The organism is Streptomyces sp. NPDC024017, assembly GCF_040638895.1.
In the GTDB taxonomy this organism is placed as follows: domain Bacteria; phylum Actinomycetota; class Actinomycetes; order Streptomycetales; family Streptomycetaceae; genus Streptomyces.
In genome coordinates this window covers 1-14,955 of record NZ_JBEZYZ010000016.1, presented here as the reverse complement: position 1 = coordinate 14,955, position 14,955 = coordinate 1, and the positions used below count along the sequence as shown (strand labels likewise).

Sequence of the window (14,955 nt, the reverse complement as noted above, 5' to 3'; positions counted from 1 at the left end):
GCGGGAACACCACGCATGTCCCCCTCGCGTCGAAATACCACTCTCCGGCCCGGTTTCAACCCCGTCAACGGAATCGGCTGATGCGTCCGGACGCGGTCTTCACAAGGCCCGACTTTCGGTCAGGGGGCCGCTCCTGAAATAGTTCCCCCCGATGTTCGACATCCCTAGACTCCCCATGTCGGGGGATAACTCGGGGGACAACTCAGTGGGGCTGGAGTGCCGGAACTCGTACTGGAATCAAACGGACGTACCTGGACGCTCGATCCGTCCAGGGCATACACCCTCGGACGTGATCCGCAGGGGGACGTCGTCTTCGACGACGCCAGGGTCTCCTGGCGTCACGCCACGGTCAGCTTCAACGGCCGCAGTTGGGTCATCGAGGACCACGGCAGCACCAACGGCACGTTCGTGCAGGGGCAGCGCATCCATCAGATGGAGCTCGGCCCCGGCTCGGCCGTCAACCTCGGCAACGCGACCGACGGCCCGCGCCTGAACCTGTCCGGCGCCGCGGCCTCCGTCGCCACGCCGCAGGCCCAGCCCCAGCAGCAGCCGTACGCCGCGCAGGGCGCGAACCCGGGCTGGGCGCCGCAGGCCCCCGCCCAGCAGCCGCCGCACCAGCAGCCGCAGCAGCAGGCCCCCCAGGCCGGCTGGCAGCAGCCGCAGCAGGCCGCGGCGCACATCCCGCAGCAGCAGGGTCCCGGTGGTGTCGCGGGGGCACCGCCGGTCTACGGCGACCGCAGCCCGACCACGTTCCACCAGTTCTCCCTCGGCCGTGTGATGCGCATCGGCCGTGCCCTGGAGAACGAGCTGGTCGTCTCCGACCTGCAGGTCTCCCGGCACCACGCCGAGTTCCACGCCACGCCCGACGGCCGCATGGAGATCCGCGACCTCGGCTCCCACAACGGCACGTACGTCAACGGCCAGCCCATCGCCAAGGGCGGCTCGCAGCTGCTCGGCCCGACCGATGTCGTCGGTGTCGGTCACTCGACGTTCCGCATCGTCGGCGACCGGCTCGAGGAGTTCGTCGACACCGGTGAGGTCTCCTTCTCCGCCCGTCATCTGACCGTCACGGTCGACGGCGGCAAGCAGATCCTCAAGGACGTCTCCTTCGGCGTCCCGGAGAAGTCGCTGATCGCGGTCATCGGCCCGTCCGGCTCCGGCAAGTCGACCCTGCTCAAGGCGCTCACCGGCTACCGCCCCGCCAACCAGGGCGAGGTGCTGTACGACAACCGGAACCTCTACAAGCAGTTCGCCGAGCTGCGCCAGCGCATCGGTCTGGTCCCGCAGGACGACATCCTGCACAAGGAGCTGACCGTCAAGAAGGCCCTCAAGTACGCGGCCAAGCTGCGCTTCCCGGCCGACACCACGGCCGCCGAGCGCGAGGCCCGCATCGACGAGGTGCTGCGCGAGCTCAAGCTCGACATCCACAAGGACAAGAAGGTCACGTCCCTCTCCGGCGGCCAGCGCAAGCGCGTCTCGGTCGCCCTGGAGCTGCTCACCAAGCCGTCGCTGATCTTCCTGGACGAACCGACCTCCGGTCTCGACCCGGGCATGGACCGCGACGTCATGCAGCTGTTGCGCGGCCTGGCCGACGACGGCCGTACGGTCCTCGTCGTCACCCACTCGGTGGCCGAGCTGGCGATCTGCGACAAGCTGCTGGTGATGGCGCCGGGCGGCTCGGTCGCCTACTTCGGCCCGCCCGAGGAGGCGCTGAACTTCTTCGGCTACGACACCTGGGCCGACGTCTTCTCCGCCTTCGAGAACTACCGCGACTACGACTGGGCGGGCCGCTGGAAGGGCTCGCAGCACTACCAGATGTACGCCGCGGACATCGACGCCGTTGCGCCGCAGTCCGTACAGGTTCCGCAGATGCAGGCGATGAAGCCGCCGAAGCCGCAGGGCTGGATGTCCCAGTTCGTCACACTTGTCCGGCGTTACGTCTCGGTGATCGCGTCCGACAAGGGCTTCCTGGCGCTGATGGTGATCCTGCCGGCCGTGCTCGGCGCGGTGAGCCTGCTCATCGACGCGGACAAGGGCCTGCTGCCGAACCCGGCCAACCCGGAGACCGGCAGGATCATCCCGAACGGCACGGCCACCACGGTCCTGCTGATCCTCGCGGTCGGCGCCTGCTTCGCGGGCGCGGCGAACTCGGTCCGCGAGCTGATCAAGGAACGGGTCATCTACGAGCGGGAGCGCGCGACCGGCCTGTCCCGCTCGGCGTACCTGATGTCGAAGGTGTTCGTGCTCGGCATGATCACCGTGCTCCAGGGTCTGCTTGTCGGTGTCATCGGCTTCTCCAGCCGCGAGATCCCCGAGGAGGGACTGATCCTCGGCGGCGCCACCCTCGTCGAGCTCTCCATCCCGATCATGGCGCTGGGCTTCACGTCGATGATGTTCGGCCTGATCATCTCCTCGCTGGTGAAGACCGCCGAGAAGACCATGCCGCTGCTGGTGATGTTCGCCATCATCCAGGTCGTCTTCACCGGCTGCCTGTTCGCCCTGCACGGCTCGATCGGCGTCAACCAGTTCTCGTTCCTGATGCCGTCGCGCTGGGCGGTCGCCGCCGCCGGTGCCACGCTGGACTTCAACAAGATCAGCCCGCCCGAGACGGCCGGCGACACCGACCCGCTGTGGGAGCACACGGCCGGGGCCTGGGCCATGGACATGGGCGCGCTCCTCGTCCTCGGTGTGATCTGCGGCTTCTTCGTGGCCCGCTTCCTGCGCCGCCACGAGCCCGAGGTCATGCGCAAGTAGTCACCGCGGTACGACACGACGCCCGAAGGGCGGCACCCCGTCAGGAGGGTGCCGCCCTTCGGCGTACCTACAGCTGTCCCAGAGGTCCGCGCCGACCTCAGTACGCGCTGTCGACGTTGTCCATGGAGCCGTACTTGTCGGCCGCGTAGTTGCAGGCGGCGGTGATGTTGGCTACCGGGTCGTAGATGTCCCAGGAGGTACCGGGGACGTGCCAGTGCTTGAAGGTCGGCGGGATGACCTGGAGCAGGCCCTTCGACGGGATGCCGTTGATGGCGTTGATGTCCCAGTTGTTGATCGCCTTCGGGTTACCCGAGGACTCCCGCATGATGTTGCGGTGGATGCCGTCGTAGGACGCCGGGATGTCGTGCTTCTTCAGGATGGCGAGCGACTCGCGGATCCAGCCGTCGAGGTTGTTCGGGTAGCTGACGACCTTCTTGGCCTCGGCGCGCTTGGCGGCGCGGCTCGCGGCCTCCTTGGCCTGGCGTGCGGCCTCGGCCTTCTTCTTCGCCGCCTCGGCGGCGGCCTTCTTCTTGGCGGCGGCCGCGGCGTCGGCCTTCTTCTTCGCCGCGATCTGCTCGGCCTTCAGGCTGGCGCCGGCCATCTGGTCCGTGACGCTCGCCTTGACGTCCTTGATCTGCTGAGTGCTGTACGCCACCGCAGCCGGCTGAGCGGCCTCGGTCGTGGTCTTGGTCGAGGCGCCGCTCGGTACCGCGGAGAACCCGATGGCGGCGGCGCCGAGGGTGGCGACACCCGCCATGGCGATCTTGTGGTGACGGGTCAGGCTTCGACTCTGAGCACGGCTGAAGATGTTCTTGGGCATGCTGCGTGGACCTCTTCGAATAGCGCGGGAGTCGCTCGGCGTCCGGCGTTGGACTCGGTGTGTTTCCGACACAAACGCCGCGGAGGTGAACCCACGGCGCTGAGCGACGTCGCCAATTCTTAGCGGCCGCAAAATGGCGTGGCAAAGGTGTGACGTACGAAGGAAGATAGTGGATCAGGGATGGGTAAATCGGGGCAGATTGGACTATCCGTGCCGCTCAAAAGGTGCGGCTTTGTCTCCTACGCCCCTTCGTACGTGACGTGCGCCCTATGCGCGGGCTCACATCGGGCGGCGTGCGTTCTCACTGCCAGTTGGACAAGCGATGCTGTGTGTGAGGCCCTTTCACGGCAGTACGAGGTGCACGTCCCCGAACTCGTGCCACAGGTACCGGCCCTGGAGCGCGGCCTCGTATCCCCGCTGGATCGCCACGCGCCCCGCGACCGCCTCCAGCATCAGCAGATGCGAGGCCTCGGGCTCGTGCAGCCCGGTCAGCAGCCCGTCCACCACCCGCACCCCGCGCTCCGGCGTGACGACGAGATCCGTCCACCCCGCCCGTGCGCGCACGACCCCGTCCGCGCCCGCCGCCGACTCCACGGCCCGCACCGCCGTCGTCCCGACCGCCACCACCCGGCCCCCACCGGCCCTCGCGGAGTCGATCAGCCGCGCGGACGCCTCGGGCACCGCGAAACGCTCCGGGTACGGCGGCTCGTGCGCCTCCGTCGAGGCCACCCCCGTGTGCAGCGTGACCGGCGCGAACTGCACCCCCCGGCTCACCAGCTCCGCCACCAGCCGCGCCGTGAAGGGCCGCGCCGCGCTCGGCATCTCCGCACTGCCCGTCCCGTCCGCCGACGGCAGCGCGAACACCGTCTGGTAGACGGACAGCGGCTGGTCCCGCTCCGTGTACGCATAGCGAATGGGCCGCCCGTACTCCCGCAGCAGCCCCGGCACCCCCGGCCCGGACACCCGCGCCCACCACAGCCGCTCACCCCGCCCGTTCAGCGGCTCCTCCAGTACGAGCCGTACGCGCCCCGGCAGGCACACCTCCCTGCCCGCGGGCCCACCCGCACGCGCGCGCGTGGTGCCCCGCCCGTCGGGCTCCCGCAGCTCCACCGCCCAGCGGCCGTCGTCCCCGCACGTGGAGAAATGCACCACCACACGCGCGTGCCCGGTCCATCCGTCCACGGCCGCCGCCAGCGTGGCCGAGGTGTTGACCACGAGCACATCCCCGGCCCGCAGCAGCAGCGGCAGCTCCGTGAACGTGCGATGCGCCACCTCGGCACCCCGCGACACCAGCATCCGTACGGCGTCCCGCTCCAGCCCGGGCCCCCGCTGCTCGACGGGCACCCGGGCCGACAGCTCCGCCGGTACGCGCACGGCCAGGGTCATCGGGCCCCGTCCAGCAGCGCCGGAGCCCCGTACCGCCCGCTGACCGGACGCTCGTCCAGCAGCCGGAGGAACCCCGGCACCACGGCCGCCGGCTCCGGCCGCGGCTCCCGGTCGTCCGGTACGGCCGCCGCGTACAGGTCCGTGGCCATGTCCCCGGGATCCACCGCCCAGACCCGCAGCCCCGGCTCCTCCACCGCGAGTACGGACGCCAGATGGTCCAGGGCCGCCTTGGACGCCCCGTAGCCGCCCCAGGTCTCGTACGCCTCGGCGGCCGCGTCCGAGCTGACCGCGACGACGGTGCCCGCCCGCGAGGCCCGCAGCAGCGGCAGCGCCTCCTGGACCAGGCCCAGCCCGGCCACCAGGTTCACCTCCATGGCCCGGCGCAGCCCCTCCAGCGGCAGTTCCTCCAGCCTGACCAGCGGCTCGGCGCCCAGCGCGCTCGCGTTGTGCACCAGCAGGTCGACGCCGCCCAGCCGCCAGGCCGCCGACACCAGCGCCGCCCGGTGCGCGGCGTCCGTGACGTCCCCCGGCAGGGCGCTCACGCGTGTGCCGTGCGCGGAGACGGCCCCGGCCGTGTCCGCCAGCGCCTCGGCCCCCCTGGCGTCGAGCACCAGGTCCCAGCCCCGCCCGGCCAGGGCCTCGGCCAGCGCCCGCCCCAGGCCCTTCGAGGCCCCCGTGATGATCGCAACCGGCATGATCCGCTCCGCTCCCTCGTCGTGACCGCGTGCCCTCAACGTAGGAACGGAGAGGCCCGGGCCGCCTCGGACGCGGGCCGCAATCCGCCGGGTCCCTTCGGCCTACGCCACCGGCCCGCCGCCCCCGGCCCTACGCCGTCCCACCCGGCCGTCTCGGCCCCGCGACCTAGGTCCACCGGACCGGACGCCCGCCGCCACCGGTCCGATCCGCGCCGTCCCAGCCCGCCGGTACCGTGAGGACATGAGTCACGGTCCCCGGTCCGGCCTCGCCGCGGTGAGCTCCGCGTTGCTGGCCATGAGCAGGCATCTCGAGGTGCGCGACGTCCTCAAGACGATCGTCGCCTCGGCCCGCGAGCTGCTCGACGCGCAGTACGCCGCGCTCGGCGTCCCGGACGACCACGGCGGCTTCGCCCAGTTCGTGGTCGACGGCGTCAGCGAGGAGCAGTGGAAGGCCATCGGACCCCTCCCGCGCCAGCACGGCATCCTCGCCGCGATGCTCCACGAGGCCAGGTCCGAGCGCCTCGCGGACGTCCGCAAGGACCCCCGCTTCGAGGGCTGGCCGAAGGCCCACCCGGACCTGGTCGACTTCCTGGGCCTGCCGATCCGCGACGGCGACGAGGTCATCGGCGCCCTGTTCCTCGCGAACAAGCTGCGTCCTGAGGGGGGAGACCCTCCACACCCCCCGTGCCCCGAGCCGGAAGGCGGTTGCGGCTTCACCCCGGACGACGAGGAACTGCTCGGCATCCTCGCCCAGCACGCCGCGATCGCCCTCACCAACGCCCGCCTCTACGAGCGCAGCCGCGAACTGACCATCGCCGAGGAGCGCTCCCGCCTCGCCCACGAACTGCACGACGCGGTCAGCCAGAAGCTGTTCTCCCTCCGCCTGACCGCCCAGGCCGCGGCCCGCCTGGTGGACCGCGACCCCTCCCGCGCCAAGGGAGAACTCCAGCAGGTGGCCGCCCTGGCCGCCGAGGCGGCCGACGAACTGCGCGCCGCGGTCGTCGAGTTGCGCCCCGCCGCCCTCGACGAGGACGGCCTCGTCGCGACCCTCCGGACGCAGATACAGGTCCTCGACCGGGCCCACAGCGCCCGCGTCACCTTCGCCGGTCACGGCGTGAAGGCCCTGCCCGCCTCCCAGGAGGAGGCACTCCTGCGCGTGGCCCAGGAGGCCCTGCACAACGCCCTGCGCCACTCCGGCGCCGACCACGTCGACGTGACCCTGGACCGCCGCGGCGGCGGAGCCGTCCTGCGGGTCACGGACGACGGCGACGGCTTCGACCCGAACGCGGTCCGCCGCGCGGGACGCCACCTCGGCCTGGTCTCGATGCGGGACCGGGCGAGCGGCGCCGGCGGCACGCTGACCGTGGAATCGGAGCCCGGCAAGGGCACCGTGATCGAGATGGAGGTTCCCGGTGGCTGACGCAATCAAGGTGCTGCTCGTCGACGACCACCAGGTCGTCCGCCGGGGCCTGCGCACCTTCCTCGAAGTGCAGGACGACATCGAGGTCGTCGGTGAGGCGGCGGACGGTGCCGAAGGAGTCGACCGCGCCGAGGAGTTGAGGCCCGACGTCATCCTCATGGACGTCAAGATGCCGGGCATGGACGGCGTCGACGCCCTGCGCAGACTCCGCGAACTGGACAACCCCGCGCGCGTCCTGGTCGTCACCAGCTTCACCGAGCAGCGCACGGTGGTCCCGGCCCTGCGCGCCGGCGCCGCCGGGTACGTCTACAAGGACGTCGACCCCGACGCCCTCGCCGGAGCCATCCGCTCGGTCCACGCCGGGCACATCCTCCTGCAGCCGGAGGTCGCCGGCGCCCTGCTGGCGCAGGAGGAGACCAACTCGGGCACCGGAAGGGCCGGTTCGCTCACCGAGCGGGAGCGCGAGGTCCTCGGCCTCATAGCGGACGGCCGCTCCAACCGGGAGATCGCCCGCGCGCTCGTCCTCTCCGAGAAGACCGTCAAGACCCACGTCTCGAACATCCTGATGAAACTCGACCTGGCCGACCGAACGCAGGCCGCCCTGTGGGCCGTTCGCCATGGCGTGACCGGCTGACAGGCCCACCCCACGGCAACGCGGAAGGTTGCGTTCCGGACCGAGATTCATACTGTCGTGGGAACGTCCCTCACATGGCGCAACCTCGGCGGATCTCCGCCGTTCTCCAGTGCGTGCTGCGGCGCCTGCCGCGGCAATCGCAAGGAGGGCTCAGAAGTGAAGAACCTGAAGAAGGCAGCGGCCGTGACGATGGTGACGGGTGGCCTGCTGGCCGCCGGCGCGGGCATGGCCTCCGCCACCAGCGCGCACGCCGACGGCCAGGCCGTGGGCTCCCCGGGCGTCGGCTCGGGCAACGTCGTCCAGGCCCCGGTGCACGTCCCGGTCAACGTGTCCGGCAACAGCGTGAACGTCGTGGGCGTCCTGAACCCGGCCTTCGGCAACCTCGCCGTCAACCACTGACGCTCCACCTCCGTCTCCGAGCCGGAGGTGACACCGGCCTCCCGGTCCTGCCCGGGAGGCCGGTCAGGCATGAGTGCCGTGCAGTGCCGGTGACGTGATGCAGCCCGTCCGGCGCTTGAGGACGAGGCCGTTCAGGCCGACGGGGGTCTGGGGGCGAAGCCCCCAGGTACCTCGTACAAACGCCGGCTACCGGAAACCGGCAGTCACCGCACCCCCCGCTCCCGCTCCTCCACAACGGAGTTGTACGCCGCGACCTGCGCCCGCCGAGCCGTCCGCTCCACCGGCCGCAACGCCTCCCGCCGCGCAGAGATCTCGGACGAACTCACCGCACCCCCGTGCCCGCTCTCCGTCGCCACGGTGATCAGCGTCCCCACCCGCTGCGCCAGCTCCAGCACCCGCACCGCCCGCGGCGGATACCCCGGCGCCAGCACCTCCCGCCCCCGCTCGGCCCGCGCCCGGTACGCGTCGACCGCCGCCTCCGCCACCGGCCCCGACCCGGCCACGTCCAGCCGCGTCAGCACCTCGGTTGCCTCCCGCAGGGCCTCCGCCAGCTCCCGCTCCGCCTCGCCCAGCGACGGCACATCCGCGGGCGGCGCCTCCCGCACGGGCAGCACATGCCACACGACCTCGACGTGCACATCACCCTCGGGCCCTGCCTCGTACACCTCCGGCACCAGCCCGAACGCCGAGCCGTAACAGACCACCGCCTCCTCGGCGTCCAGCGCCCGCGCGTTGAACTCCGGCGGCCCGCTCAGCCCCAGCGGATGCCCCGGCGCGGGCAGCGCGACCCGCAGCCCGGACACCCCGAGCGCCCGCAGCCGCCCCAGCGCGAGCGTCAGCCCCACGGGCGCCGACTCCCCGGGCAGTCCCTCCACACGGTGCACCGCGTCCTCACCGACGATGGCGAGCACAGCGTCATCCGGCGAGACAAGTCCGGCCAAAAGGGCATTTCCCCAAGCTGCGAGACGTCCAGCACGTGGTTCCGAGAGCATGCCTCCACCCTAGGACCCTCCAAGGACCGGACCGAGGGAATGTCCCGGCCGACCGGTGGCGTAGATTTCATGGAGGGCTGCGCCCACCGGCGCGGCGGACCGAGCCACAGGCTTACGCGACAGCCGAGACCGGCCACACTGCAAGGGGAGACAACGCGCTCATGAGCGATGTTCTGGAGCTTCAGGACGTATCCGTGGTCCGTGAGGGCCGGGCTCTGGTGGACCAGGTCTCCTGGTCGGTCAAGGAGGGCGAGCGCTGGGTCATCCTCGGCCCGAACGGCGCCGGCAAGACCACCCTCCTCAACCTCGCTTCCACCTACCTCTTCCCCAGCTCGGGCACCGCCGCCATCCTCGGCGAGACCCTCGGCCGCCCCGGCACCGACGTCTTCGAGCTGCGCCCCCGCATCGGCATGGCCGGCATCGCCATGAGCGAGAAGCTCCCCAAGCGCCAGACGGTCCTGGAGACGGTCCTGACCGCCGCGTACGGCATGACCGCCACCTGGCACGAGGACTACGAGGACATCGACGAGCAGCGCGCCCGCGCCTTCCTCGACCGCCTCGGCATGAGCGAGTACCTGGAGCGCAGGTTCGGCACCCTCTCCGAGGGCGAGCGCAAGCGCACCCTGATCGCCCGCGCCCTGATGACCGACCCCGAGCTGCTCCTCCTCGACGAGCCCGCCGCCGGCCTCGACCTCGGCGGCCGCGAGGACCTCGTCCGCCGCCTCGGCCGTCTCGCCCTCGACCCGATCGCCCCCTCGATGCTCATGGTCACCCACCATGTCGAGGAGATCCCCCCGGGCTTCACCCACGTCCTCATGATCCGCCAGGGCAAGGTCCTCGCCGCCGGCCCGCTGGAGCTCGAACTCACCTCCCGCAACCTCTCCCTCTGCTTCGGCCTCCCGCTCGTCGTCGAACAGTCGGGCGAGCGCTGGACCGCGCAGGGCCTCCCGCTCTCCTGAGCCTGCCCACTCATTACTCAAATCCCAGGGTAAGAACGGGATTTCACACCGCGGGCGCCCTGTCGGCGACAGGGCCCGCGGACCTACCATGACCATGTGGAAATCGACGCATGGCTGTGGTGGCTGATCGGCGCGGCAGCGCTCGGCATCGCGCTCGTGGTGACCGCGATGCCCGAGCTCGGCATGCTGGCGGTGGGCGCCATCGCCGCGGCGGTGGTCACCGGCGTCTTCGGCGGCGGAGCCGTCGCCCAGGTCGTGGTCTTCGCCGTCATCTCGACCGCGGGCATCGCCGTCGTACGGCCCATCGCGAACCGGCATCGTGCCCAGCGACCCCAACTCGCCACCGGCGTGGACGCGTTGAAGGGCAGACAAGCCGTCGTCCTGGAACGCGTCGACGCCTCCGGCGGCCGGATCAAGCTGGCCGGCGAGGTCTGGTCGGCCCGCGCCCTCGACACCGGCAGCGCCTACGAAGTAGGCCAGGAAGTCGATGTCGTGGACATCGAGGGAGCCACCGCGATCGTCATGTGACCTCGCAGGACGTAACTGGAGTGAACTCCTCGCCAGCTACGCGACGGTCTGTCAGACTCGACCAGCAAGATCTTCGACAACCATAAGATCTGCCGAAGGCGCCGAAGCGGAGAAGGGACACGGGGAACGACGATGGAACCGGTCATCATCGTCCTGATCATTCTGGTGGTGTTGGTCTTCATCGCCCTGATCAAGACGATCCAAGTCATCCCACAGGCCAGTGCGGCCATCGTCGAGCGCTTCGGGCGCTACACGCGGACACTCAACGCGGGCCTCAACATCGTCGTCCCGTTCATCGACACCATCCGCAACCGCATCGACCTGCGTGAACAGGTGGTGCCCTTCCCGCCGCAGCCGGTGATCACCCAGGACAACCTGGTCGTGAACATCGACACCGTCATCTACTACCAGGTGACCGACGCACGGGCCGCGACGTACGAAGTCGCCAGCTACATCCAGGCGATCGAGCAGCTCACTGTCACCACGCTCCGCAACATCATCGGTGGCATGGACCTGGAGCGGACCCTGACCTCCCGCGAGGAGATCAACGCGGCCCTGCGCGGTGTCCTCGACGAGGCCACCGGCAAGTGGGGCATCCGCGTCAACCGCGTCGAACTCAAGGCGATCGAACCGCCCACCTCCATCCAGGACTCGATGGAGAAGCAGATGCGCGCCGACCGGGACAAGCGCGCCGCGATCCTCCAGGCCGAAGGTGTCCGGCAGTCCGAGATCCTGCGCGCCGAAGGTGAGAAGCAGTCCCAGATCCTGCGCGCCGAGGGTGAGGCCAAGGCCGCCGCCCTGCGCGCCGAGGGCGAGGCCCAGGCCGTCCGCACGGTCTTCGAGGCCATCCACGCCGGCGACCCGGACCAGAAGCTCCTCTCCTACCAGTACCTCCAGATGCTCCCCAAGATCGCCGAGGGCGACGCCAACAAGCTCTGGATCGTCCCCAGCGAGATCGGCGACGCCCTCAAGGGCCTCTCCGGCGCCATGGGCAACTTCGGCGGCATCGGCGGCGGCAACGGCGGCGCGTCCGGAGGCGGCGTCCCCGCCCAGGAACGCCGCGAGAAGCCGTCCATCGACTGACCCGGCACGCACGAAGGGGGCCCGCTTCCCAGGGAAGCGGGCCCCCTTCGTACGACAGACCCTAGGCCGCGGGCTGGGCCAGCCACCCCGGCAGCGCGTCGAAGTCGTCCTGCCCCAGCGCCAGCAGCATCGCGTCCGCCGGAGTCGGCTCGAACGGCTGCCGCAGCAGCGGCATCCCCGCCTCCTCCGGAGTCCGGTTAGCCTTACGGTGATTGTCCTGCGCACACGAGGCCACCGTGTTCAGCCACGAGTCCTGACCCCCCTGGGACCGCGGCACCACGTGGTCCACGGTCGTCGCCCGCCTCCCGCAGTACGCGCACCGGTTCCGGTCCCTGATCAGCACACCCCGCCTCGACCACGGCGCTCGTCTTCGGAACGGCACCCGTACGTACTGGCAGAGCCTGATGACCCGGGGCGCCGGTATGTCGACCGCGGCTCCCCGCATCCGCAGTTCGGGGTGGGCCTGCTCGACGACGGCCTTGTCCTGAAGCACCAGAACGACGGCTCGATTCAACGTCACCGTCGACAGCGGCTCGAAGCTCGCGTTCAGTACCAGCGTGTCCCGCATACCAGCCCACCTCCCGTGTGCACCGGCCCACCCCCTGGCGGGCTGGGATCAACTCTGGCCGGGCACGCCGAGATGGACAACGCAATATCTGCTGCTCTCACGAGGGGTGACCCCCGCGACCCCCGGCAACAAAAATGCCCGCTCCTGATCAATTCCAAGACCAGGAGCGGGCAAACGTTCCGTGAACGCCGGGATCGGCAGGCGGCTTCCTCAGCCCTCGGCGGGCACCTCGTACTCACCGATCAGCTGGGCCCGCCCGATCGTGTGGAACCGCAGGTTGAAGCCGACCACGGCGGGCGACGCGTCCGCGTCCGGACCGAGCTTCTCCTGATCCACGGCGTACACCGTGAACACGTACCGGTGCGGCCCGTCCCCGGGCGGCGGGGCGGCCCCGCCGAACTCCTTGCCGCCGTAGTCGTTACGAGCGTGGATCGCGCCGTCCGGCAGACCCTCGAACTTGCCGCTGCCCGCACCGGCCGGCAGCTCGGTCACCGACGCCGGGATGTCGAACAGCACCCAGTGCCAGAACCCGCTGCCCGTCGGAGCGTCGGGGTCGTAGCAGGTCACGGCGAAGCTCTTGGTCTCGGGCGGGAAACCCTCCCACCGCAGCTGCGGCGAGGTGTCGCCGGCGGCCTGGACCTGAGCGTCCTTGAGCGTCGCACCTTCCTGGACGTCCGCGCTCGTCACCGTGAACGACGCAACGGGCGGATGGAAGTCGTGGGGGAGCGGCCGCCGCTTGAGCTCGGTCACCTCGATACCTCCTGATCGTTTCTTGCAGTCGCCCCCGAGCCTAGAACCAGTTGCGCTTGCTGCCGACCTCGGACAGCCACTGGTTGAGATAGGCGGTCCAGTCGGTCCCCTGGTAGTCGTTCAGACCCACCTGGAACGACCGGAAGGTGTCGCTGCTCTCGCTGAACAGCCCCGGCTTCTTGTCCATCTCCAGCACCACGTCCATCGTGTGCTGGTCGGCCACGAAGCTCAGCTCGACCTGGTTCAGCCCGCGGTACTGCTGCGGCGGGTGGAACTCGATCTCCTGGTAGAACGGCAGCTTCTGCCGCGTACCCCGGATGACACCGCGCTCCATGTCCGCGTTCTTGAACCGGAAGCCCAGCTGGACGAACGCGTCCAGGATCGCCTTCTGCGCCGGCAGCGGGTGCACGTTGACCGGGTCCAGGTCACCGGAGTCCACCGCACGCGCGATCTCCAGCTCGGTGGACACCCCGATGTTCATGCCGCGCAGGGCCTGACCGTCGATCATCGTGATCGGCGTCTCCCACGGGATCTCGAGACCGAACTGCACCGCGTGCACCGCGTTCGCCTGCAGCTCGAACGCCCCACCCAGCCGCGACTTCGTGAACTCGATGTCCTGCTTGTACTCCTGGTCGCCGCTCTCCACCTCGACCTTGGCCTGCAGCCCGACCGAGAGCCCCTCGATCTGCTGGTTGACGGACCCGCCCTGGATGCGCACCTCGCCCTGGACGACACCGCCCGGGACGACGTTGACCTCGTGCAGCACCGTCTCGACCGAAGCCCCGCCGGCCCCCAGGCTCGCGAGCAGCTTCTTGAACGCCATGTCTCTCCCTCTCGCCCACTACGGGTGGATCCTTGATCCATACAAACGCGATCCGGCCGTGGCCGGTTCCATGCCCCACCCTGGCAAGGCCGGTGCCCGACGGCCACCCCGCGGCACCACTCGTCTCCAGTACCCTCGGACGGCATGATCGCGACCCCTGACCGTACGCCCCTGTCCAGGGAGTTCTTCGACCGGCCCGTCCTCGATGTCGCCCCCGATCTCCTCGGCCGCATCCTGGTACGCAGCACCCCGGACGGTCCGATCGCACTCCGCCTCACCGAGGTGGAGGCCTACGACGGCGCTGACGATCCCGGCTCCCACGCCTATCGCGGCCGCACGGCCCGCAACGGCGTGATGTTCGGTCCGCCCGGCCATGTGTACGTCTACTTCACCTATGGCATGTGGTTCTGCATGAACCTTGTCTGCGGCCCCGAGGGAAAGGCGAGCGCGGTCCTGCTCCGCGCCGGCGAGATCATCGAGGGCGCCGAACTGGCCCGCACCCGTCGACTCTCGGCCCGCAACGACAAGGAACTGGCCAAAGGCCCCGCCCGCCTGGCCACGGCCCTGAACGTGGACCGCTCCCTGGACGGCACGGACGCGTGCACCTCCGAGGACACCCCGCTCCGCATGCTGACGGGCACCCCCGTCCCCTCCGACCAGGTACTCAACGGCCCCCGCACCGGTGTGGGCGGCGACGGAGCCGTGCACCCCTGGCGCTACTGGGTCGCCAACGACCCGACGGTGAGCCCCTATCGAGCCCATGTCCCGCGACGTCGCCGAAGTTGACGCGCCCTGCCGAGGTGCGTAATGTAGCCCGAGCCGTTGAGCCGGGTATGGCAATCGCCAGCAACCGGAAGCGGCCAAACCACTACCTAGCGATTCCCCTCAGCAGGGGCGAATTCTGCGTGCCCGCATGCCTGAATTCGGCGCCAACGAACTCGATTATGAGTTGGACGGCGAATCCGCTAACGTAGTGAATGTCGAAAGGCCGACGAGCGAAAGCCCGGGCCGAACGGCAAATCCCGCCGACAGGGAATCGGATCGAAAAGGATCTGATAGAGTCGGAAACGCAAGACCGAAGGGAAGCGCCCGGAGGAAAGCCCGAGAGGGTGAGTACAAAGGAAGCGACCGTTCCTTGAGAACT

15 protein-coding genes are annotated in these 14,955 nt (G+C 70.1%); 8 read left to right on the top strand and 7 right to left on the bottom strand.

Annotated features, from left to right (window positions below):
* Positions 1-216: 216 nt before the first annotated feature.
* A complete protein-coding gene (locus AB0G20_RS34415) occupies positions 217-2,754 on the top strand; it encodes an FHA domain-containing protein (protein WP_361309358.1) in 2,538 nt (845 codons plus the stop codon).
* 97 nt (positions 2,755-2,851) lie between these two features.
* Here AB0G20_RS34415 and AB0G20_RS34410 read toward each other — a convergent pair whose 3' ends face one another.
* The 3 genes from AB0G20_RS34410 to AB0G20_RS34400 form a co-directional block, all read right to left on the bottom strand.
* Positions 2,852-3,574 carry a transglycosylase SLT domain-containing protein gene (locus AB0G20_RS34410; protein WP_361309355.1) on the bottom strand — a complete coding sequence of 241 codons (723 nt, stop codon included), beginning with the start codon at positions 3,572-3,574 and terminating at the stop codon, positions 2,852-2,854.
* Between the two features lie 342 nt (positions 3,575-3,916).
* Complete coding sequence (locus AB0G20_RS34405) at positions 3,917-4,960, bottom strand: S-adenosylmethionine:tRNA ribosyltransferase-isomerase (protein ID WP_361309353.1); 1,044 nt, start codon at positions 4,958-4,960, stop codon at positions 3,917-3,919.
* Positions 4,957-5,655, bottom strand: a complete 699-nt coding sequence (locus tag AB0G20_RS34400; protein WP_361309351.1) for an SDR family oxidoreductase — start codon at positions 5,653-5,655, stop codon at positions 4,957-4,959. Before AB0G20_RS34400 ends, AB0G20_RS34405 begins: the two co-directional genes overlap by 4 nt.
* Positions 5,656-5,896: 241 nt before the next feature.
* Between AB0G20_RS34400 and AB0G20_RS34395 the strand changes: the two genes are divergently transcribed.
* From AB0G20_RS34395 to AB0G20_RS34385, 3 genes are all read left to right on the top strand, one after another.
* On the top strand, positions 5,897-7,075 hold the full coding sequence (locus AB0G20_RS34395) for a GAF domain-containing sensor histidine kinase (RefSeq protein ID WP_361309348.1): 1,179 nt from the start codon (positions 5,897-5,899) through the stop codon (positions 7,073-7,075).
* Positions 7,068-7,709 carry a response regulator transcription factor gene (locus AB0G20_RS34390; RefSeq protein WP_361309345.1) on the top strand — a complete coding sequence of 214 codons (642 nt, stop codon included), beginning with the start codon at positions 7,068-7,070 and terminating at the stop codon, positions 7,707-7,709. The genes AB0G20_RS34395 and AB0G20_RS34390 overlap by 8 nt, the downstream gene beginning before the upstream one ends.
* Before the next feature lie 156 nt (positions 7,710-7,865).
* Positions 7,866-8,108, top strand: a complete 243-nt coding sequence (locus AB0G20_RS34385; protein WP_190897712.1) for a chaplin — start codon at positions 7,866-7,868, stop codon at positions 8,106-8,108.
* A 203-nt stretch (positions 8,109-8,311) separates the two neighbouring features.
* On the opposite strand, the gene AB0G20_RS34380 is transcribed toward AB0G20_RS34385, so the two are convergent.
* The gene (locus AB0G20_RS34380) at positions 8,312-9,100 is read right to left on the bottom strand and encodes a hypothetical protein (RefSeq protein WP_361309341.1); all 789 of its coding nucleotides are present in this window, start codon (positions 9,098-9,100) and stop codon (positions 8,312-8,314) included.
* Positions 9,101-9,261: 161 nt separating this feature from the next.
* On the opposite strand from AB0G20_RS34380, the gene AB0G20_RS34375 reads away from it, so the two are divergent.
* From AB0G20_RS34375 to AB0G20_RS34365, 3 genes are all read left to right on the top strand, one after another.
* Complete coding sequence (locus AB0G20_RS34375) at positions 9,262-10,059, top strand: ABC transporter ATP-binding protein (RefSeq protein WP_361309338.1); 798 nt, start codon at positions 9,262-9,264, stop codon at positions 10,057-10,059.
* A gap of 96 nt (positions 10,060-10,155) precedes the next feature.
* Positions 10,156-10,587 carry an NfeD family protein gene (locus AB0G20_RS34370; RefSeq protein WP_361309335.1) on the top strand — a complete coding sequence of 144 codons (432 nt, stop codon included), beginning with the start codon at positions 10,156-10,158 and terminating at the stop codon, positions 10,585-10,587.
* A 132-nt stretch (positions 10,588-10,719) separates the two neighbouring features.
* A complete protein-coding gene (locus AB0G20_RS34365; RefSeq protein ID WP_361309332.1) occupies positions 10,720-11,670 on the top strand; it encodes an SPFH domain-containing protein in 951 nt (316 codons plus the stop codon).
* 61 nt (positions 11,671-11,731) lie between these two features.
* Here AB0G20_RS34365 and AB0G20_RS34360 read toward each other — a convergent pair whose 3' ends face one another.
* From AB0G20_RS34360 to AB0G20_RS34350, 3 genes are all read right to left on the bottom strand, one after another.
* Positions 11,732-12,238: an HNH endonuclease gene (locus AB0G20_RS34360; RefSeq protein WP_361309329.1), complete on the bottom strand. Its 507-nt coding sequence runs from the start codon at positions 12,236-12,238 to the stop codon at positions 11,732-11,734.
* Positions 12,239-12,448: 210 nt separating this feature from the next.
* Complete coding sequence (locus AB0G20_RS34355) at positions 12,449-12,988, bottom strand: YbhB/YbcL family Raf kinase inhibitor-like protein (RefSeq protein WP_361309326.1); 540 nt, start codon at positions 12,986-12,988, stop codon at positions 12,449-12,451.
* A gap of 40 nt (positions 12,989-13,028) precedes the next feature.
* Entirely contained in the window at positions 13,029-13,811 is a 783-nt protein-coding gene (locus AB0G20_RS34350) for a sporulation protein (protein ID WP_361309323.1), read from the bottom strand.
* A gap of 144 nt (positions 13,812-13,955) precedes the next feature.
* On the opposite strand from AB0G20_RS34350, the gene AB0G20_RS34345 reads away from it, so the two are divergent.
* Complete coding sequence (locus AB0G20_RS34345; RefSeq protein ID WP_361309320.1) at positions 13,956-14,597, top strand: DNA-3-methyladenine glycosylase; 642 nt, start codon at positions 13,956-13,958, stop codon at positions 14,595-14,597.
* The last annotated feature ends 358 nt before the right edge of the window (positions 14,598-14,955 follow it).